Annotated in this window: 18 protein-coding genes; 11 read left to right on the top strand and 7 right to left on the bottom strand. The window is 70.3% G+C overall.

Translation table 11 applies throughout. From position 1 onward, the window contains the following. The first annotated feature begins 205 nt into the window (after positions 1-205). Positions 206-541, top strand: coding sequence for a WhiB family transcriptional regulator (locus tag ACZ7L9_RS11470; RefSeq protein ID WP_266748016.1), 336 nt, complete (start codon positions 206-208; stop codon positions 539-541). Between the two features lie 85 nt (positions 542-626). On the opposite strand, the gene ACZ7L9_RS11465 is transcribed toward ACZ7L9_RS11470, so the two are convergent. After that, the gene (locus tag ACZ7L9_RS11465) at positions 627-1,517 is read right to left on the bottom strand and encodes a LysR family transcriptional regulator (RefSeq protein WP_471414435.1); all 891 of its coding nucleotides are present in this window, start codon (positions 1,515-1,517) and stop codon (positions 627-629) included. A gap of 99 nt (positions 1,518-1,616) precedes the next feature. On the opposite strand from ACZ7L9_RS11465, the gene ACZ7L9_RS11460 reads away from it, so the two are divergent. Both ACZ7L9_RS11460 and ACZ7L9_RS11455 read left to right on the top strand, forming a co-directional pair. Next, positions 1,617-2,291, top strand: a complete 675-nt coding sequence (locus tag ACZ7L9_RS11460) for an MOSC domain-containing protein (RefSeq protein ID WP_471414679.1) — start codon at positions 1,617-1,619, stop codon at positions 2,289-2,291. Between the two features lie 68 nt (positions 2,292-2,359). Beyond that, entirely contained in the window at positions 2,360-3,133 is a 774-nt protein-coding gene (locus ACZ7L9_RS11455; RefSeq protein WP_471414434.1) for an SDR family NAD(P)-dependent oxidoreductase, read from the top strand. A 38-nt stretch (positions 3,134-3,171) separates the two neighbouring features. Here ACZ7L9_RS11455 and ACZ7L9_RS11450 read toward each other — a convergent pair whose 3' ends face one another. After that, positions 3,172-4,704, bottom strand: coding sequence for a hypothetical protein (locus ACZ7L9_RS11450; protein ID WP_471414432.1), 1,533 nt, complete (start codon positions 4,702-4,704; stop codon positions 3,172-3,174). A gap of 199 nt (positions 4,705-4,903) precedes the next feature. On the opposite strand from ACZ7L9_RS11450, the gene ACZ7L9_RS11445 reads away from it, so the two are divergent. The 5 genes from ACZ7L9_RS11445 to ACZ7L9_RS11425 all read left to right on the top strand — a co-directional run bounded on the left by ACZ7L9_RS11445 (position 4,904) and on the right by ACZ7L9_RS11425 (position 10,301). Next, complete coding sequence (locus tag ACZ7L9_RS11445) at positions 4,904-5,989, top strand: LacI family DNA-binding transcriptional regulator (RefSeq protein ID WP_471414431.1); 1,086 nt, start codon at positions 4,904-4,906, stop codon at positions 5,987-5,989. A 178-nt stretch (positions 5,990-6,167) separates the two neighbouring features. Next, positions 6,168-7,493, top strand: a complete 1,326-nt coding sequence (locus ACZ7L9_RS11440; protein ID WP_471414429.1) for an ABC transporter substrate-binding protein — start codon at positions 6,168-6,170, stop codon at positions 7,491-7,493. Further along, complete coding sequence (locus ACZ7L9_RS11435; protein ID WP_471414427.1) at positions 7,493-8,386, top strand: carbohydrate ABC transporter permease; 894 nt, start codon at positions 7,493-7,495, stop codon at positions 8,384-8,386. Before ACZ7L9_RS11440 ends, ACZ7L9_RS11435 begins: the two co-directional genes overlap by 1 nt. After that, complete coding sequence (locus tag ACZ7L9_RS11430; RefSeq protein WP_471414425.1) at positions 8,383-9,237, top strand: carbohydrate ABC transporter permease; 855 nt, start codon at positions 8,383-8,385, stop codon at positions 9,235-9,237. The genes ACZ7L9_RS11435 and ACZ7L9_RS11430 overlap by 4 nt, the downstream gene beginning before the upstream one ends. 35 nt (positions 9,238-9,272) lie before the next feature. Next, positions 9,273-10,301, top strand: coding sequence for a hydroxyacid dehydrogenase (locus ACZ7L9_RS11425; protein WP_471414423.1), 1,029 nt, complete (start codon positions 9,273-9,275; stop codon positions 10,299-10,301). Positions 10,302-10,390: 89 nt separating this feature from the next. On the opposite strand, the gene groL is transcribed toward ACZ7L9_RS11425, so the two are convergent. Both groL and groES read right to left on the bottom strand, forming a co-directional pair. Then, positions 10,391-12,016 carry a chaperonin GroEL gene (gene groL / locus ACZ7L9_RS11420; RefSeq protein ID WP_471414421.1) on the bottom strand — a complete coding sequence of 542 codons (1,626 nt, stop codon included), beginning with the start codon at positions 12,014-12,016 and terminating at the stop codon, positions 10,391-10,393. A gap of 99 nt (positions 12,017-12,115) precedes the next feature. Then, the gene (gene groES, locus ACZ7L9_RS11415) at positions 12,116-12,424 is read right to left on the bottom strand and encodes a co-chaperone GroES (RefSeq protein WP_124716902.1); all 309 of its coding nucleotides are present in this window, start codon (positions 12,422-12,424) and stop codon (positions 12,116-12,118) included. Positions 12,425-12,741: 317 nt separating this feature from the next. On the opposite strand from groES, the gene ACZ7L9_RS11410 reads away from it, so the two are divergent. After that, complete coding sequence (locus ACZ7L9_RS11410; protein WP_471414419.1) at positions 12,742-13,206, top strand: DUF6234 family protein; 465 nt, start codon at positions 12,742-12,744, stop codon at positions 13,204-13,206. Between the two features lie 259 nt (positions 13,207-13,465). On the opposite strand, the gene ACZ7L9_RS11405 is transcribed toward ACZ7L9_RS11410, so the two are convergent. After that, positions 13,466-14,506 (bottom strand): polysaccharide deacetylase family protein, encoded by a 1,041-nt coding sequence (locus ACZ7L9_RS11405; RefSeq protein ID WP_471414417.1) that lies wholly within the window; start codon positions 14,504-14,506, stop codon positions 13,466-13,468. Between the two features lie 82 nt (positions 14,507-14,588). On the opposite strand from ACZ7L9_RS11405, the gene ACZ7L9_RS11400 reads away from it, so the two are divergent. Continuing rightward, positions 14,589-15,854 carry a THUMP-like domain-containing protein gene (locus tag ACZ7L9_RS11400; protein ID WP_471414677.1) on the top strand — a complete coding sequence of 422 codons (1,266 nt, stop codon included), beginning with the start codon at positions 14,589-14,591 and terminating at the stop codon, positions 15,852-15,854. A 172-nt stretch (positions 15,855-16,026) separates the two neighbouring features. Here ACZ7L9_RS11400 and ACZ7L9_RS11395 read toward each other — a convergent pair whose 3' ends face one another. After that, complete coding sequence (locus tag ACZ7L9_RS11395) at positions 16,027-16,692, bottom strand: hypothetical protein (RefSeq protein WP_471414416.1); 666 nt, start codon at positions 16,690-16,692, stop codon at positions 16,027-16,029. 100 nt (positions 16,693-16,792) lie between these two features. Between ACZ7L9_RS11395 and ACZ7L9_RS11390 the strand changes: the two genes are divergently transcribed. Beyond that, the gene (locus tag ACZ7L9_RS11390) at positions 16,793-17,413 is read left to right on the top strand and encodes a class I SAM-dependent methyltransferase (RefSeq protein ID WP_471414414.1); all 621 of its coding nucleotides are present in this window, start codon (positions 16,793-16,795) and stop codon (positions 17,411-17,413) included. 57 nt (positions 17,414-17,470) lie between these two features. On the opposite strand, the gene ACZ7L9_RS11385 is transcribed toward ACZ7L9_RS11390, so the two are convergent. Then, positions 17,471-18,742 carry an RNA polymerase sigma factor gene (locus ACZ7L9_RS11385; RefSeq protein ID WP_471414413.1) on the bottom strand — a complete coding sequence of 424 codons (1,272 nt, stop codon included), beginning with the start codon at positions 18,740-18,742 and terminating at the stop codon, positions 17,471-17,473. Position 18,743 lies beyond the last annotated feature (1 nt).

Raw genomic sequence — 18,743 nt, 5'->3', positions numbered from 1 at the left:
GGCGCGGTTCATCCAACGGTCAACGGAAACTCATATGAAACTATGCCCCATTTAGCGGGTTTTCTTCCCTTTTGCTGGTGTCTGTGGCTAGATTCGCAATCAGTCATATTTACATCTACTTACACAGTAGATGTAATGTCATGGACACGGTCAAAAATGGATGACAACGACGATTCCGACTCAGCATGGTTTGAGGGGACAAGCAATGGCAGATTTCTCCCGCCTTCCCGGACCCAACGCCGATCTGTGGGACTGGCAACTGCTGGCGGCCTGCCGCGGGGTCGACAGCTCGCTGTTCTTCCACCCGGAGGGTGAACGCGGGGCGGCACGGAGCGCCCGCGAGAACTCGGCAAAAGAGGTCTGCATGCGATGCCCGGTGCGCGCCGAGTGCGCAGCACACGCTCTGGCCGTACGAGAGCCCTACGGAGTGTGGGGCGGACTGACCGAGGACGAGCGCGAGGAGCTCATGGGACGGGCCCGTAATCGCCTGATCGCGGCAGCGGCGCCGTCGGGCGTTCCGTCCCCGTCGGGGCACGGCTGAACCCGCCCCGCCCGCACGCCAATAGAAAAACGTTTTTGCGCTTCACCCGGCCAGCGAAGGGGGCCGGGTCATAGGCAGGCCCCGGTCAGCGGGCGGCCGCCAGGGACAACTGGTCCAGGGTTGCCGCCACCGCCGGTACCTGGGCCAGGTCGGGCAGGGTGAGCGCGACAATCTCGCGTTCGATGGCCGGTTCCACCGCGACGGTGCGGGCCCGCTTGGGGCGTACCGACTCGATCGCCAGCTCCGGCAGTACGGCCACGCCCAGTCCGGCGCCGACCAGGCCGACGACCGCCGGGTAGTCGTCGGTGGCGAAGTCGATCCGGGGCGTGAAGCCGGACTTCTCGCAGACCTCCACCAGCTGGCGACGGCAGCGCGGGCAGCCCGCGATCCACGACTCCTCGGCCAGCTCGGCGACGGCGACGGCGTCCGAACCGGCCAGCCGGTGCCCCTCGGGGACCAGACCGATCAACCGGTCGGCGAGCAGCGGGCGCACGACCAGGTCGTCCCACTCGGTGCCGGAGGCGCCGTAGCGGAACGCCAGCGCGATGTCGCAGTCGCCCTCGCGCAGCATCTCGACCGAGCGCGGCGGTTCGGCCTCGACCAGGGAGACCCGGGTGCCGGGGTGGGCCGCGCGCAGTGCCGCGAGGGCGCCGGGGACCAGAGTGGAGCTGCCGCTGGGGAACGAGACGAGCCGGACGCGGCCGGCCCGCAGCCCGGCGATCGCGGCGACCTCCTCCTCGGCGGCGGTGAGCCCGGCGAGGATGCCGGAGGCATGGCGGACGAGCGCCTCGCCGGCCTGGGTGAGCCGCATCTCGCGTCCCGTGCGGATCAGCAGCGTGGTCCCCGCGGAGGCCTCCAGGGCCTTCATCTGCTGGCTGACCGCTGGCTGGGTACAGCCCAGTTCGCGGGCGGCGGCGGAGAACGAGCCGGTGGCGGCGACGGCGCGCAGGACACGGAGATGACGGGCTTCGATCACCCTTCAACCATAAGTTGCTCTTGGGCTGGATGCGAATTATTGACATGCACCTTTGGGGGCGGGCTGGTTAGCGTTCTCCGCATGAAGCCGATGAAGCCGATGAGGCTGTTGACCGTGAACGCGGGGCGACCGGAGGTCGTCGAGTACACCGACGCCGAGGGCGGCCTGACCGGGATCGGCAAGCACCCGGTCGACGGCCCCGTACGCGTCACCGATCCCGGCCCCAAGGGCACCGGGGGCAGTGGCCTGGCCGGGGACGCGGTGTGCGATCTACGTCATCACGGCGGCTCCGACCAGGCCGTGTACGCCTTCGCCCGCGAGGACCTCGACGGCTGGGAGCGGGTGCTCGGCCGCCCCCTGGCCAATGGCGCGTTCGGCGAGAACCTGACGACCACTGGTCTCGACGTGAACGGCGCGAGGATCGGCGAGCGCTGGCGGATCGGCCCCGATCTGGTGCTGGAGGTCACGTCGAGCCGGATTCCGTGCCGTACGTTCGCCGGTCATCTCGACGAGAAGGGCTGGGTCAGGCGGTTCACGCCGGCGGCCGCCCCGGGTGCGTACCTGCGGGTGATCGAGCCGGGCGACATCCGCTCCGGCGACGCGGTCGAAATAGTGCACCGGCCCGGCCACGACGTCACCGTGCAGCTGGACTTCCAGGCGTCGACGACGCGAAGGGAACTGCTCCCGAAGCTGCTCGCGGCGGGCGAGGCGCTGCATCCCGAGTCGCTGCGTGCCGCACTGAAGTACGTGGAGAAGGAGGCCGCGCGCGACTGATCGCGGTGGTCCGCGGGGCGACGGTGCCTGTCAGTCGCGGTCGGCGGACAGGCACTAACGTGCCGCGTATGACGACTGCACTGATTACGGGCGCGACCGCGGGCATCGGAGCCGCCTTCGCGCGGCGGCTGGCGGCCGACGGGCACAACCTGGTGCTGGTGGCCCGGGATACCGAGCGGCTGCGCGAGCAGGCGACCGAACTGCATGACCGGCACGGCATCGAAGCCGAGGTACTGACGGCCGATCTGTCCGAGGACAAGGGGATCGCCGCGGTCGAGGACCGGTTGACGGACCGTCACCAACCGGTCGATCTACTGGTCAACAACGCCGGGTTCGGCAACAAGGGCAGCTACCTGGATGTGCCCATGGCCGATGAGCTGAACATGCTGAAGGTGCACTGCGAGGCGGTGCTGCGGCTGACCTCGGCGGCCGCGGCCGGGATGCGCGAGCGCGGGCGGGGAGGGGTCGTCAACGTGGCCTCGGTGGCGGCGTTCGTGCCGCGCGGGACGTACGGCGCGTCCAAGGCGTGGGTCGTGCAGTTCACCCAGGGCGCGGCGAAGGACCTGGCCGGTTCGGGGGTGCGGCTGATGGCGCTGTGCCCCGGTTTCGTACGGACGGAGTTCCACCAGCGGGCCGGCATGGGGACCGGCAACATTCCGGGCTGGATGTGGCTCGACGCGGACAAGCTGGTGACGACGGCCCTCGCGGACCTGGCACGCGGCAAGTCGCTCTCCATCCCGGACCCGCGCTACAAGGCGCTGATGGGGCTCGTGAAGGTGACACCGCGCGGCCTGCTCGGAGGGGTCACCTCCAAGACAGGCCGCAAGTACGGTCCTCAATGAGCGGTCGGTCGACGGGTGCGCGGCCGCCGGATGCGCGGTCAGCGCACCCCGTGGCCCGCGTAGGCGCCGATGTTGGGGGCGCCGGGCGTCAGCTTCTTGCCGAAGTAGTCCCTTCCGCCGTTGTTCTCGATGACGGCTCCGGCGGCCAGGGCCGGCGAGCCCGCGCCGAGCCTGAAGTCCGTGCGGAGCTTCGGGTCGGCCGTGATGCCACCGGGGTCGGGGCGGGTCATCTCGATGCCGTAGAAGGCGTTGTGGTCGAAGGAGAGCCCGGGCGTCGGGTTCTTGAAGGCGTAGCCGCCGGTGCGCTCGCTCACGAAGATGTTGTTCCGGATGGACAGTTCGTGCTGGGTGGTGGCGGGACTGCCGGCGTCGTCCTGGACGAGATAGCCGGGGATCTGCTCCTTGTTGTGGAAGGTGTTGTTGTGGATCTCCGTGTCGAGGATCGGGCCCCAGCAGTTCTGGATCAGACGGGCACCGTCGTTGCGGCTGACGTTGTAGCGGGCGACCGTGCCGATGGTCTTGGCGCCGCTGTACGGGCAGATCAGCAGGAAACCGCCCTTGTTGTCGTGGCTGTAGTTGTACTGGAAGACCGTGTTCTGCGAGGCGCCGTCGGCGTCGAAGGACATCCCGTCGTGGGTGTTTCCGCCGCCCGAGACCTCGTTGTACTCGACGGTCGTGTCGTCGGTGTTGAAGGTCCAGATGCCGGCGTTGGCGGAGGGCGAGCGGAGCTGGAAGCCGTCGACCCGGTTGTGGTCGACGCGGGCGCCGCTGGTGGTGTCGAGCTTCATGCCGTCGCCGGCCAGGGACTTCAGCGTGTTGTGGTGGACGCGGACTCCGGTGCTGGGCGTCCACTCCCCCGGGTAGACGTTCGGGTCCTGCTGCTGGCCGACCAGATCGCGCTTGGAGAAGGTCGACTTGAAGTAGATGCCCTCGCGGTCGACGTCCTCGATGCGGTTGTGCCCGATGTCCAGGCCGTCGTACCAACTGGCCTTCGCCTTGCCCTCGACCGCGATGTGGATCGCGCTGGAGCCGGACACCGTCTTGTAATCGCCGCCTCGCACATCGTGGATGTAGAGGCCGGAGATGTCGAAGCCGCGGGCGACGCCGTAGTCGGTGAGGCGGAGGCGGACGCCGTTGCGCTCGCTGCCGGGGTTGTCCGCGTTGGTGATCTCCAGCGCCTTGAGGTGCACGTACTGCGTGTTGGAGAGCAGGACGACGTCGTGGGCGCCCGCGCCGTCGAGTCTGGCGCGGGCCGGGCCGGTGCCGTAGTCGGCGATGGTGAACGGGGCGTTGGCGGAGCCGGTGCCCGTGGGGGCGAGGGTGCCGGTGCAGGTGGCACCGCGCTTGAAGAGCAGCCGGTCGCCGGGGCCGTAGGTGTGCGCGTTGGCCTCGGCGAGCGTGGTCCAGGGGCGCTGCTTGCTTCCGGTGGCGCCGGCCGGCGCGGCGGCACAGTCGACATGGAAGGCGCGGCCGGCGGATGGAGCGGCGTGCGCGGCGCTCTGGCCGGTTGCGGTCAGACCGGCGGCGGCCGTCAGGGCCGCGAGCGTCGCAGCGGTGACGCGATGTCTCACAATTCCTCCGTACGAACAGTCAGGGACGGGACGAGTCGGCATCGCCGGGAATCCTGGACTCGGATTGATCGAACGTCAATGGATTCCGTTTGAATGATCGAAACTCCCATCGTTCGATCACGTTGGTCTAGGGTCGGACCACGGCCCCGGCACCGGCCGGACCGGGGGCCGGGCCACACACTGCGAGGGGACTGCTGCCGTGCGCGAAAGTGCTGCTGAACGTCATGACCGCCTGCTGGGGCTGGTACGGGAACGGGGTTCGGCCCGGGTCTCGGATCTCGCCTCGCAGCTGGGGGTCTCTCCCGTCACGGTGCGCCGGGACGTGGAGGAGCTGGCCGGCCGGGGCCTGCTCGACCGGGTCCACGGCTCGGTGTCCTGGCCGCAGGACGCCGCTGCCGGCCCCGCCGCGGGGCCCGGCGGCAGCGGCCTGGTTCTCGGCATGCTCGCACCGTCATCGACGTACTACTTCTCCGAGGTCATCCGAGGGGCCCACGAGGCGGCCGCCGGGGCGGGTGCCCGGCTGATCCTGCGGATCTCCGACTATCGGCCTCAGGAGGACCAGGCCCGCGCCGAGGGGCTGCTCTCCGCAGGCGCCGAGGGGCTGCTGATCGCACCGGGCTGGCAGCACCCCGGCGACCCCGCCGCGTTCGGCGACTGGATCGCCTCGCTGCCCGTGCCGACCGTCCTGCTGGAGCGCAGGCCCACCGCCGGTTCCCCGCTGGACGGCCTGGACCGGGTCTGCTCCGACCATGCGCACGGGGTGCTGCTCGCCGTACGCCACCTGGTGGATCTCGGGCACGGGGCGCCGCTCCTGATGGCCCGGGCGGACTCGCCGACCGCCCTCGCGGTGCGGTCCGGGTACGCGGAGGCCCTGGCCGTGCTCGACCTGCGCGCGCCGCGGGACGTGATCGAGTCCGTACCGGCCGAACTCGCTCCGGAGACGTTCGACCAGGCCGTGCGGGCGCTGCGCGAGGCGGTCCGCACGGGCGTGGCGACGGCGGCGCTGATCCACAACGACGTGGATGCGATCCAGGTCGTGCAGCGCCTCGCCGAGCTGGGCGTACGAGTGCCGGACGATCTGGCGCTGATCGCCTACGACGACGAGGTCGCGGCTCTCGCGGACACCCCGCTCACGGCGGTGGCACCGCCCAAGCGCGACGTGGGCCGCCATGCGACGGAACTCCTGGTGGAGCGGCTCGGCCAGAGCGGGGGCGCGCCACGGCGCCATCTGATGCTGCTGCCGCAGCTACGGGTCCGGGACTCGTGCGGAGCACCCCTCTCGTAGGCGTCGTGGGCGTTGCGCGCGGGCCCCGCGTTCCCTCACGCAGGGCGTTCCACACACTTCCGTACGCAACTTATCTGATCTTTTTTCGATCAATCGCTCTTTCGCTCTTGACTTCGGTCACGGCTGGTTCAAGGATCACGGCCAACGCCAATGTCGTCGCCTGTTCAGGAGCCTCGCTGTGAGCCGCAGTTCGAGCAGAACGTCCCTCGCCGTAGTCGGCGCCGCCACCGCCCTCGCCGTTCTCACGGCCTGTGGTGGCGGCGACGACAAAGCCGCCGCCGGAAGCGACGGCAAGCCCGTCAGCATCACCTTCTGGGGCTGGGCCAAGGGGTCCAAGGAGGTCGTTGACGCGTTCAACGCCTCGCACAAGAACATCAAGGTGGTCTACGAGGAGATCCCGTCCGGCAACGCGGGCGGCTACGCCAAGATCTCCAACGCGGTCAAGGCGGGCAACGCCCCCGACCTGGTCTCCATCGAGTACCCGCAGCTTCCGGAGTACGTCAGTCAGGGCGCGCTCCAGGACATCGGCCAGTACTTCACCGAGGACATCAGGAAGAAGCTGCTGCCGCAGGCGGTCGAGCTGACGACGCTCGGCGGCAAGAACTGGGCCGTCCCGTTCGACGCCTCGCCGCAGTCCTTCTACTACCGCAAGGACCTGTTCGAGAAGTACGGCGTCGAGGTCCCCAAGACCTGGGACGAGTTCCGCAAGGCCGCCGAGAAGATCAAGAAGGCCGACAAGAAGGCCCGGATCGGCACCTTCTTCCCCGACGACCCGACCACGTTCCAGGCGATGGCCTGGCAGGCCGGCGCCCAGTGGTACAAGCCCGAGGGCGACACCTGGAAGGTCAGCACCGCCGACGCGGCCACCAACAAGGTCGCCGACTACTGGCAGGGTCTGCTCGACGACGACCTGATCCGCGCGAACGCCTCGTTCAGCCCCGAGTGGACCAACTCCCTCAAGAACGGCGGCACCGTCGGCTACCTCGGCGCCGCCTGGGGCGCGGGCGTCCTCAAGGGCACGCTGCCCGAGCAGAGCGGCAAGTGGGCCGTCGCCCCGATGCCCAGCTGGGACGGCAAGCCGGCCAGCGGCATGCTCGGCGGCTCCACCTTCGCGGTGACGAAGACCAGCAAGAAGGCCGAGGCGGCGGTCGAGTTCGCCACCTGGATGTCGACCACCGAGGAAGGCATCAAGGCCCGCATCGAGTCCGGCACGTCGAGCGCCTTCCCGGCCGCGGCGGCGCTGCGCCCGGTGGCGAAGAAGTCCTTCGACGCCGGCTTCTACGGCGGCGAGGACATCTACCAGGTGTTCGAGGACGCCGCGACGTCCATCGGCCCCGACTGGAACTGGGGCCCGACGACCGGCACCACGAACACCACCATCAAGGACCAGTTCGGCAAGGTGGCCAGCGGCGGCACCACCATCAAGGACGCGGTGAAGGCCGGGCACGACGCCACGGTCGCCGAGCTGAAGAAGCGCGGTCTGAAGGTCGAGGACGCCGGCTGATGAAACGCGCCCGGACGACCAGAGCCGCCGCCATCCTGCTGGGGCCCTTCTTCGCACTGTTCACCGTGGCCATGGTGCTGCCGATCGGATACGCGGTCTGGCTCAGCCTGTTCACCGAGAAACAGTCCGGCCTGGGCTTCGGCGGCACCGAGACCGTCTTCAGCGGACTCGACAACTACACGGCGGCCCTGGGCGACCGGGCGTTCCGCGAGGGCTTCGGCGTACTCCTCGGATACTGCCTGTTCTACATTCCGCTGCTGCTCATCGGGGCCCTCGCCCTCGCCCTGCTGCTGGACTCCGCGCTGGCCCGCGCCCGTCGGTTCTTCCAGCTGGCGCTCTTCCTCCCGCACGCCGTGCCCGGCATCATCGCCGCGCTGATCTGGGTGTACCTCTACACGCCCCAGCTCAGCCCGGTGGTCAGCGCCATGGAGTCCGGCGGCATCGGCTTCGACTTCTTCTCGCCCGAGGGCGCCCTCCCCTCCATCGTCAACATCGCCCTGTGGGAGTGGCTCGGCTACAACATGGTGATCTTCTATGCCGCGTTGCAGGCCATCGACCGCTCCGTGCTCGAAGCGGCCACGGTCGACGGGGCGGGCGCCTGGCGCGTCGCCCTCAGCATCAAGGTCCCGCTGATCCGTGCCTCGGTCGTGATGGTCGCGCTGTTCACCGTCATCGGCTCGCTCCAGCTGTTCACCGAACCGCTGATCCTCAACAAGGGGACCGGTTCCGCCGTCTCCTCCACCTGGACGCCGAACATGTACGCGTACACCGCGGCCTTCGAGCGCAACGACTACGGTCTCGCCGCGGCGGCCTCCATCCTGCTGGCGCTCACGGCCGCGCTGCTGTCCTTCGTCGTCACCCGCTTCACCGGCCGGAAGGGCAAGAAAGCATGAACTCCCCAGCTTCCCACGGCCGTTGGATGTCGAAGACCGCGGTCAACGGCTTTCTCCTGCTCGCCGTCGTCTACATGCTCTTCCCCCTCGTCTGGCTGGTCACCGCCGCCACGAAGGACACCGGCGGGCTGCTCGCGGGCAACGCGTTCTCCTTCGAGGGCTTCAATCTCGGCGAGAACCTGTCGAATCTGGCCGCCTACGGCGACGGCATCTACTTCCGCTGGTACCTCAACAGCCTCCTGTACGCGGGCGGCGGGGCGATCGTCTGCTCGCTGATCTGTGTCGCCGCGGGATACGCCTTCGACAAGTACGAATTCCGGGGCAAGGAGAAGCTGTTCGGCCTCGTGCTGATGGGCGTGCTCGTCCCCACCACGGCGCTCGCCCTGCCGATGTATCTCCTGGCCTCCAAGACCGGCCTGGTCAACACCTACTGGTCCGTGCTGATCCCGGTGCTCGTCAACCCGTTCGGCGTGTATCTCGCCCGGGTGTTCAGCGCCGGCTACATACCGAACGAGGCCCTGGAGGCCGCCCGTATCGACGGGGCCGGCGAGCTGCGCGTCTTCTGGTCCATCGGACTGCGCATGGTCATGCCGGGCTTCGTGACCGTCTTCCTCTTCCAGTTCACCGCGATCTGGAACAACTTCTTCCTCCCCCTCGTGATGCTCTCGGACCGCAAGCTCTTCCCGCTGAGCCTCGGTCTGTACTCCTGGAACACCAACACGCACGGCGAGCCGAGCTTCTATCCGCTCGTCGTCACCGGCTCCCTCCTCGCCGTCATCCCCCTGATCGTCGCCTTCGTCTCACTGCAGCGGCACTGGAAGGCCGGTCTCACCGCCGGCAGCGTCAAGTGACTCTCGCGCGAGCCCTGAGGAGTACGAGTTCCACCATGCCCCACACCACTGACAACCGGCCGGCCGCCCTGCTCGCGATGGGCCCCGGCATCGCCGCACGCCTCCTCACCGACCACCACCGCACCCGGCTGGCCGCCCTCACCCGCACCGACCCGCACCTCGTCGCCCACAACCTGGCCGACCCGACGCCCGAGGTGGCCGCCGCGCTCGCCGATGCCGAGGTGCTGTTCACCTGCTGGGGCGCGACGCCGCTCACCGCCGAGGTGCTGACGGCCGCCCCCCGGCTGCGGGCCGTGGTGCACGCGGCCGGTTCCGTGAAGCACCACATCACGGACGCCTGCTGGGAGCGCGGGATCGCCGTCACCTCGGCGGCCGGGACCAACGCGCTGCCGGTCGCCGAATTCACCCTCGCCGCGATCCTGTTCGCGAACAAGCGCGTCCTGCACTCCGCGGACCGCTACCGCACGCTGCGCGCCGAGCACGACTGGCACGCGGAGCTCGACGGCACCGGCAACTACCGCCGCACGATCGGCATCATCGGCGCCTCGCGCATCGGCCGCCGGGTGATCGAGCTGCTGCGCCCCTTCGATCTGGACGTCCTGCTGTACGACCCGTACGTGGACGTCACGGAGGCGGCGCGGCTCGGCGTCCGGCTCACCTCGCTCAACGAGCTGTGCGCGAGCAGCTCCGTCGTCTCGGTGCACGCGCCACAGCTCCCCGAGACGCACCATCTGATCGGCGCGGCGCAGCTGTCGGCCATGGCGACCGGGACGACCCTGATCAATACGGCGCGGGGTTCGCTCATCGACGAGGACGCGCTGCTGCCCGAGCTGACGAGCGGGCGGCTGCACGCGGTGCTGGATGTGACGGAGCCCGAACTTCCGCCTGCGGATTCACCGTTGTACGAGTTGCCGAATGTGCTGCTCACTCCGCATGTGGCGGGTTCGCTGGGCAATGAGCTGCACCGGATGGCCGACGAGGCACTGGACGAGCTGGAGCGTTTCGCGGCCGGCCTGCCGTTCGCGGCTCCGGTGCTGCCGGGAGCGCTGCCGCGCTCGGCGTGACATGGGGCCCCGACCCGGGGCAGCACACGCCCGAGGCCCGGTACCCCGTGACGGGGTACCGGGCCTCAGTGGCTGGGTGGAGCTACGCGTCAGTGCGAGTGGCCGTGGCCGCCGTGACCGGCATCGGCCTCTTCCTCGGCCGGCTTCTCGACGACCAGCGTCTCGGTCGTGAGCAGCAGCGACGCGATGGACGCGGCGTTCTCCAGCGCGGAGCGGGTGACCTTGACCGGGTCGATGACGCCGGCCTTCACCAGGTCGCCGTACTCGCCGGTCGCGGCGTTGAAGCCCTGGCCCTTGTCGAGCTCGGCGACCTTCGAGGTGATGACGTAGCCCTCGAGGCCGGCGTTCTCGGCGATCCAGCGCAGCGGCTCGACGGCGGCGCGGCGCACGACCGCGACACCGGTGGCCTCGTCGCCGGTCTTGTCGAGGTTGCCCTCGAGGACCTTGACGGCGTGGACCAGAGCGGAGCCACCACCGGAGACGATGCCCTCCTCGACCGCGGCGCGGGTCGCGGAGATGGCGTCCTCCAGACGGTGCTTCTTCTCCTTGAGCTCCACCTCGGTGGCGGCACCGACACGGATCACGCACACGCCGCCGGCCAGCTTCGCGAGGCGCTCCTGGAGCTTCTCGCGGTCCCAGTCGGAGTCCGTGGCCTCGATCTCGGCCTTGATCTGGTTGACCCGGCCCTTGACGTCGCCGGGCTCGCCGCCGCCGTCCACGATCGTCGTGTCGTCCTTGGAGACGGTGACGCGGCGGGCGGTGCCCAGCACGTCCAGACCGGCCTGGTCGAGCTTGAGGCCGACCTCCTCGGCGATGACGGTCGCACCGGTGAGGGTGGCGATGTCGCCGAGCATGGCCTTGCGGCGGTCACCGAAGCCCGGGGCCTTCACCGCGACGGCGTTGAAGGTGCCACGGATCTTGTTGACGACGAGGGTCGACAGCGCCTCGCCCTCGACGTCCTCGGCGATGATCAGCAGCGGCTTGGAGCCACCGGCCTGGATGACCTTCTCCAGCAGCGGGAGCAGCTCCTGGATCGCGCCGATCTTGCCCTGGTGGATCAGGATGTACGGGTCGTCGAGGACGGCCTCCATACGCTCCTGGTCGGTCACCATGTACGGGGACAGGTAGCCCTTGTCGAAGGCCATGCCCTCGGTGAAGTCGAGGTCCAGACCGAAGGTGTTGGACTCCTCGACGGTGATGACACCGTCCTTGCCGACCTTGTCCATCGCCTCGGCGATGAGCTCGCCGACCTGCGGGTCCTGCGCGGAGAGCGCGGCCACGGCGGCGATGTCGGTCTTGTCGGCGATCGGACGGGCGGTCGCGAGGAGCTCGTCGGAGACGGCCTTGACCGCGGCGTCGATGCCCTTCTTCAGGGCGGCCGGGGAAGCACCCGCGGCGACGTTGCGCAGACCCTCGCGGACGAGCGCCTGGGCCAGCACGGTGGCGGTGGTCGTACCGTCACCCGCGACGTCGTTGGTCTTGGTCGCCACCTCCTTCACCAGCTGGGCACCGAGGTTCTCGTACGGGTCGTCGAGCTCGACCTCGCGCGCGATGGTGACACCGTCGTTGGTGATGGTGGGAGCGCCGAACTTCTTGTCGATGACGACGTTGCGGCCCTTGGGGCCGATCGTCACCTTGACCGTGTCGGCAAGCTTGTTGACGCCGCGCTCAAGGGCGCGACGGGCGTCCTCGTCGAACTTCAGGATCTTCGCCATGGCTGCTGAGCTTTCCTCTCGAACGAACTGCGCCCCCGACCACCCGGCTGGTTATTCGCAGGGGGCCAGGGGCGCAGAACAGAAGCAAACGTGGGTGAATTACTTCTCGACGATCGCGAGCACGTCGCGGGCCGAGAGGACGAGGTACTCCTCGCCGTTGTACTTCACCTCGGTGCCGCCGTACTTGCTGTAGAGCACGACGTCGCCGGTCTTGACGTCGAGCGGAAGGCGCTCGCCGTTCTCGAAGCGGCCCGGGCCCACGGCCAGGACGACGCCCTCCTGGGGCTTCTCCTTGGCGGTGTCCGGAATGACCAGGCCGGAGGCCGTGGTCTGCTCGGCGTCGAGCGGCTGGACCACAATGCGGTCCTCGAGCGGCTTGATCGCAACCTTGGTGCTGGCGGTCGACACGATCCGGTCTCCCCCTTCGGAGATCTCACGGGGTAACAGTCTTTGGGTGGCGACCAGGTGGATCCGTCGTCGCGGGTGCCGGACCTGCCAGTCGCACAGTACTGCTGGCACTCTCCAGTGGTGAGTGCCAGCACCGAGACTATGACCGCGATTAGCACTCGGTCAAGCGGAGTGCCAATTCCTGCGGTCGTGGCGTCCACCGGCGCCCCGCTCCCGCTCTGCGCCACGCGCCGACCGGGGCACCGCTCGGACAACAGTCCGGACAACACTGGGACAACGGTCGTACGGACCGCGGCGTTCCGTACGACGGTGTGAACATGACCGAATCTCCGTACCGGCGGTCGGCCCCGCGGCCCCGGCGCGGCTCGCGCGCCGTGAACGGCTGTCTCGATGTGGTGCTGGGTCTGCTGCTGGTGCTCCTGGAGGGGGTGATCTGCGCGGTCGCCGCCTACTCCCTGGCCCTGTCGCGGTGGGACCCCGGTGGTCCGGAGGCGCCGGGCCCGCCGCCGATGGACTGGACGCCCGTCCTCGTCTTCGGCGCGATCGCGGCGGTGGTCGCGCTGATCGCCGTGGTGCTGATCCGTGAGAACTGGCCCTGGGCGGGGGCGATCCAGATCCCGGTCGTACTTCTGCTGTGCATGGCGACGGTGCAGGTCGGGCACGAGGACTACCGCCGCTCGCACCCGGCGCCCGCCTCCACCCCTTCGGACGATCCCGGCCGGTCCGGCCACCAGTGCCTCAGCGGCGGCGACAACCGCGAGTGCCTGGACTCCGGCGGCTGAGGGCAGGCGATGACAACCAGCGAACCCGGCGCCCCGTGGTCACCGCGGTCACGGCGGCCGCTGCGGCCGCTGCGATCACCCCGATCGCCGTGCGGATGCGTCTGCGGGCCCGCCGCGGGGCTCGGCCCCGGGTGGGTCACTTTCTGTGCGGCCTTACGGCCCAGCCGTTCGATCGGGGCGACCGACTGCGCGCACCCGGCGGTGCTGGTCAGGAGCGCACCGGCTGCCAGCAGGCCGACGAGCAGCAGGTACGCCCTTCTCATACGTAGTCCTCCAGCCGGGCCACGGCGTACCCCTGGTCCGTGACGGTCTTCATGACCGCACGGACCAGGTCGGCCATGTCGGCGCCCCACTGCTTCCGGCCCCGGAAGTGCGTGAGGATGATGTCGCCGGGGTGCAGTCGGTACCCGTCGCGCCACTCCATGTGGTCCGGGAACGCCTCCGCGTTCCAGAGCGGCACGGCCTTGATCCCGCAGGACTTCGCGATCCGGAGCGTGTCCCCGTTGTAGTTGCCGTACGGCGGACGGAAGAGGACGGGGCGCTTCCCGTACTGCTTCTCGAGGTTGGCCTGCTGGTCGCAGATCTCGTGCTTCTGCTCGCTGTACGAGAGTCCGGGAAGGTACGGGTGGCTGATCGTGTGGTTGTTGAGGCGGACTCCCAGCCGCTGCGCCTCCCCGAAGTACCCGTAGTTGTCGCGCACCTCCTCGTCGCTGAGGAAGGCGCTGTACGGGATGTCCAGCTCATCCATCATCTGGAGCAGTTCGGGGTCCTTGTCGGACCCGTCGTCCATCGTCAGGAAGACGACCCGGTCCTCGGTCGGGACGGTGGTGAAGACCGGCGGCAGCGAGTCGTCGCCGCCCTTCACCTCGAAGCCCTCCCGGGTGGTGATGTGCGGCTTGACTGCGGGCGGCGGGGGTGCGATCAGGGGTGGCCGGTCCAGCCGCCATTTCTTGGCGAGGGCCGCCCGTACGGCCGGACGGAGCTTCGCGTTCTCATAGGGACCGGCGGGTGCGCGGCCCTGACCGGCCGGCTGCCCGGGGCCCGCCTTCTGTCCGGGACCGCCCGGGAGTCCCGGACCGCCCGGGAGTCCGGCGGAGGGCCGGGCGCGGTGTTCCACGTCGGCGTCGGCCCGGCCGTCGGTCTCGGCGGCGCAGCCGGAGCCGACGGCGGCGATCAGGAGCGCGGCCAGGACCGCGCAGACGGGCCGGTGCCCGCCGGGGCCCCGTCCGCGCCGGGATTCGCGCGCACCCGATTCGCTCAGATTCACGGCCAGCTCTCCCTTTTGTCGTACAAGCTGCATGGCGTCGCATCCTGCCAGCAGGGGACGGGCGTCCCGGCCCGACACCGCCGCCGGGTCCGCCGGTCAACCCGGCTGGCTCACAATGGGGCGGGTGAACGCTCTCGCCCCGAACGACCCGAACGACCCGAGCAGCCCGAGCGACCCGTCCGGCGCCGACTCCCCCCTCGCCGCCTTCATGGCCCTGCGCACCCCCGAGGGCGCGGCGCTCCTGGACGAGCTGCGGTCGTACGACCCCGCCCAGGAGCTCGCCACCGCCACCCGGCTGCGCCGCGGCCATCCGGCCCCCCTGGTCTCGGCGGCGCTGGGGCAGGCGCGGCTGCGCCAGCGGGCGGTGGCGAAATTCGGCGCCGAGGACGCGTACCGGATGTTCTTCACGCCGAACGGCGTCGAGCAGGCCACCCGTACGTCGGTGGCCACCCATCGTGCGCGGCGGTTCGCGGCGGCGGGCGGAGTGCGGCGCGTCGCCGACCTCTGCTGCGGGATCGGCGGCGACGCGATCGCGCTCGCGCGGGCGGGTATTTCCGTCCTCGCCGTGGACCGCGACCCGCTCACCGCCGAGGTGGCCCGCGCCAACGCCGCCGCACTCGGACTGGACGGTCTGATCGAGGTGCGGTGCGCCGATGTCACCGAGATCGACACCTCGCCGTACGACGCGGTCTTCGTCGACCCGGCCCGGCGCGGCGGCAGGGGCAGGATCTTCGACCCCGAGGCGTACTCACCGCCGCTCTCCTGGGCGACCGGCGCCGCGCTCGGCGCCCCCCGCGCCGCGCTGAAGATCGCCCCCGGCATCCCGCACGAGGCGATCCCGGCGCGGGCGGAGGCCGAGTGGATCTCGGACGGCGGCGACGTGAAGGAGGCGGTGCTCTGGTTCGGCGAGGGCTTCGCGCCCGGTTCGTACCGCGCCACCGTGCTCCCGGCCCGCGCCACCCTGTCGTCCGCGGCCCCGCTGCCCGCCCCGCCCGTGGGACCGGTCGGCCGCTACCTGTATGAGCCGGACGGGGCCGTCATCCGCGCTCATCTGGTCGCCGACATCGTGGCGCGGTGCGACGGCCGGCTGATCGACGAGACCATCGCGTACGTCACGAGCGACGAGCCGTACGACTCCCCGTACACCACCGGGTACGAGATCACCGACCGGCTGCCGTTCAACATGAAGAAGCTGAAGGCGCTGCTGCGGGAGCGGAAGGTCGGCGTCCTGACAGTGAAGAAGCGCGGCTCGGCCGTCGAGCCGGAGGAGCTGCGCCGCAGGATGAAGCTCCAGGGGCCGAACGCCGCGACGGTCTTCCTGACCCGGGTGGCCGGAGCCCCGACGATGCTGATCGGGCACCCGCTGACCGGTCCCGCCTGATCGCGGGGCGGCCGTCACGCCAGGTCGGTCAGGTCCTCGGCGTACACCTGCGAGAGCGGCTGAGGACCCACGTACTGCCGGCAGTTGCACTGCCCGACTCGAAGCGGACCGGCTTCTTCGATTCGTTCCAGGCCGTCGGGTCCTCGACCGGTTCATGGCACTTGCCCTGCTCTCAGCGGTGCGCGCCGCCGCCGACGGAGAACAGCGGCTCCGGAGCGGGCACCCCGATCAGCACCCGCAGCACCCAACGGCGGTGCGCGGAGGCCTTGGTGATGCCGATCAGCCCGATGATCCAGCCGATCATCCCGAGTCCCGTGAACAGGGCGACCAGCCCGAAACTGCCCCGGGCCGCCTCGGCGGTCGCCGGGACGGCAATGCACGCGTACAGCCCGAGTGCGCACAGCATGAAGGACATCAGCAGCCAGACGAGGCTGACGCCCGGCATCCGCAACCCGGCGTCCCGTACCGGATCGCGGTCCAACTGACCCCAGGCGCCGAGCAGTCGGCGGATCTCCAGGTCGCGGCGCAGACCGATGACGACGAAGACGATCGCCGGTACCGCGCAGCAGGCGCCCATGCCGGCGATGATCACAGCGAGGAGGGCGCTGAAGATGTCGTACGTCTCCTCGAACGTGATGAGCGCCGCGCTCACCAGCGACCAGCCGAGCGCACAGAGCGCTCCCCACAGCCACAGCGTCACCAGTCGCCCCGGTGACACATGCATCCTCACCAACTCCCCGAGCGCCACGGCCCGGTCGGCGAGCAGCGCCTCGCGGTCGGGCCAGGAACGTATCTCCACGGGCGGTGGCGGCGGCGGCAGTTGTGCGTGGCGAAACATGGGCCAGACCCTACCGACCGCGCGCCCTCGCCCCGCGGGCGGCACGGTGCGCGGGGGCCGCCGCGGTGCCATGCTGGAAAGGGACACACGGAGGTTCGCGATGGGGTTCTATGCCGAACGGATCGTGCCCCGGATCGCCGATGCCGTCGGCGGAATGAAGCAGGTCGAACCGTTGCGGCGCCGGGTCTGCGAGGGCCTGTACGGCGAGATCATCGAGATCGGGTTCGGTTCCGGACACAACGTTCCGTACTACCCGGATGCCGTCACCGAAGTGGCCGCGGTCGAGCCGTCCGATCTCGGCTGGAAGCTGGCTCGTGACCGGATCGACGCGGGGCACACCCTGGTGCGGCGCGCCTGTCTGGACAGCCGGTACCTGCCGTTCGAGGACGACACCTTCGACGGCGCACTGTCGACGTGGGCGCTGTGCACCATCCCCGACGCCGACGCGGCGCTGCGCGAGGTGCGCCGGGTCCTCAAACCCGGTGCGGCCCTGCACTTCCTGGAGCACGGTCTGGCGCCGGAGGAGGACGAGAACGTACGCCGCTGGCAGCGCCGCCTCGATCCGCTGGAGCGGAGGCTCTTCGCCGGGTGCCGCCTGACCCGGCCGGTCACCGAGATGCTGACGGCCGCGGGGTTCACGATCGTCGACCTCGACGAGTTCTACGAGAAGGGCGCGCCGAAGGCGATGGGCGCCGAGTCGATGGGCGTGGCCGTGCCGTAGGCCGCGCGGCCGTGCCGTAGGCCGCGCGGCCGTGCCGTCCGGTCCGGCGCCCGGAACTCATCGGCCGGCACGGTCCGCAAGTGCCGCGCGGTCCAGGAGCAGCGCGCGCTCCCGTTCGTTGCGGGTCAGTCCCGCCGCCCGTACGAACTCCGCCCGCGCTTCGTCCGTACGTCCCAGCCTGGCCAGCAGGTCCCCGCGGACGCTGGGCAGCAGGTGGTAGTCCTTGAGCGCGGGGTCGCCGGCCAGCGCGTCGACGAGGGCGAGACCGGCCGCCGGGCCCCGCGCCATCGAGACCGCCACCGCCCGGTTCAGCTCGACGACCGGGGACGGTGCGATCGCGGCGAGGCGGGCGTAGAGGGCGGCGATGGTGGTCCAGTCCGTGTCCTCGTACGTCACCGCCCGGGCGTGGCAAGCGGCGATCGCGGCCTGCACGGTGTACGGGCCGAGACCGGCGCCCTCCTCCGTCGCCGCCACGGCCCGTTCCAGGGCCGCGACGCCGCGCCGGATCAGCAGGTGGTCCCAGCGGGCCCGGTTCTGGTCGGCGAGGAGCACCGGCGCACCGTCCGGCCCGGTCCTGGCGGCGGTGCGCGAGGCCTGGAGCTCCAGCAGCGCGACCAGGCCGTGGACCTCGGGTTCCCGCTGCATCAGGCCCGCGAGGACCCGGGCCAGCCGCAGCGCGTCCTCGCACAGTGCCGGGCGCAGCCAGTCGTCGCCGGCGGTCGCCGCGTACCCCTCGTTGAAGATCAGGTAGATGACTTCGAGCACGGAGTCGAGGCGGGCGGCGCGCTCGGGTCCGTACGGCACCTCGAAGGGGACGCCCTCCCGGCCCAGGGTCCGTTTCGCCCGGACGATGCGCTGGGCGACCGTCGGTTCGGGGGCCAGGAACGCGCGGGCGATCTCCTCCGTGGTGAGCCCGCCGAGCAGCCGCAGGGTGAGGGCGATCCGGGCCGCGGTGGTGAGCACCGGGTGGCAGGCGGTGAAGATCAGCCGGAGCAGGTCGTCGTCGATGTCGTCCGCTTCCGGGGGCTCGGGCGCCGGCACGTCCTCCAGGGCCCGCCCCACCTCGGCGAGCTTGCGCGCGTACGTCTCCTTGCGGCGTACGAGATCGATCGCGCGGTGTCTGGCGGTGGCCATGAGCCAGGCGCCCGGCCGGTCCGGGACACCTGACTCCGGCCACTGTTCCAGCGCGGCCACCAGGGCGTCCTGCGCGAGTTCCTCGGCGATGCCCACGTCCCGCACAATGCGGGCGACACCTGCGATGATCCGCGCGGACTCGATCCTGAAGACCGCCTCGACCGCCGCCTGCGCGCTTGCTGCCGTCACGGTCACT

It is taken from the genome of Streptomyces sp. NPDC111516, assembly GCF_055635345.1.
The sequence above is the reverse complement of the archived record's forward strand: the minus strand, read 5'-3'. Positions and strand labels throughout refer to the sequence as shown.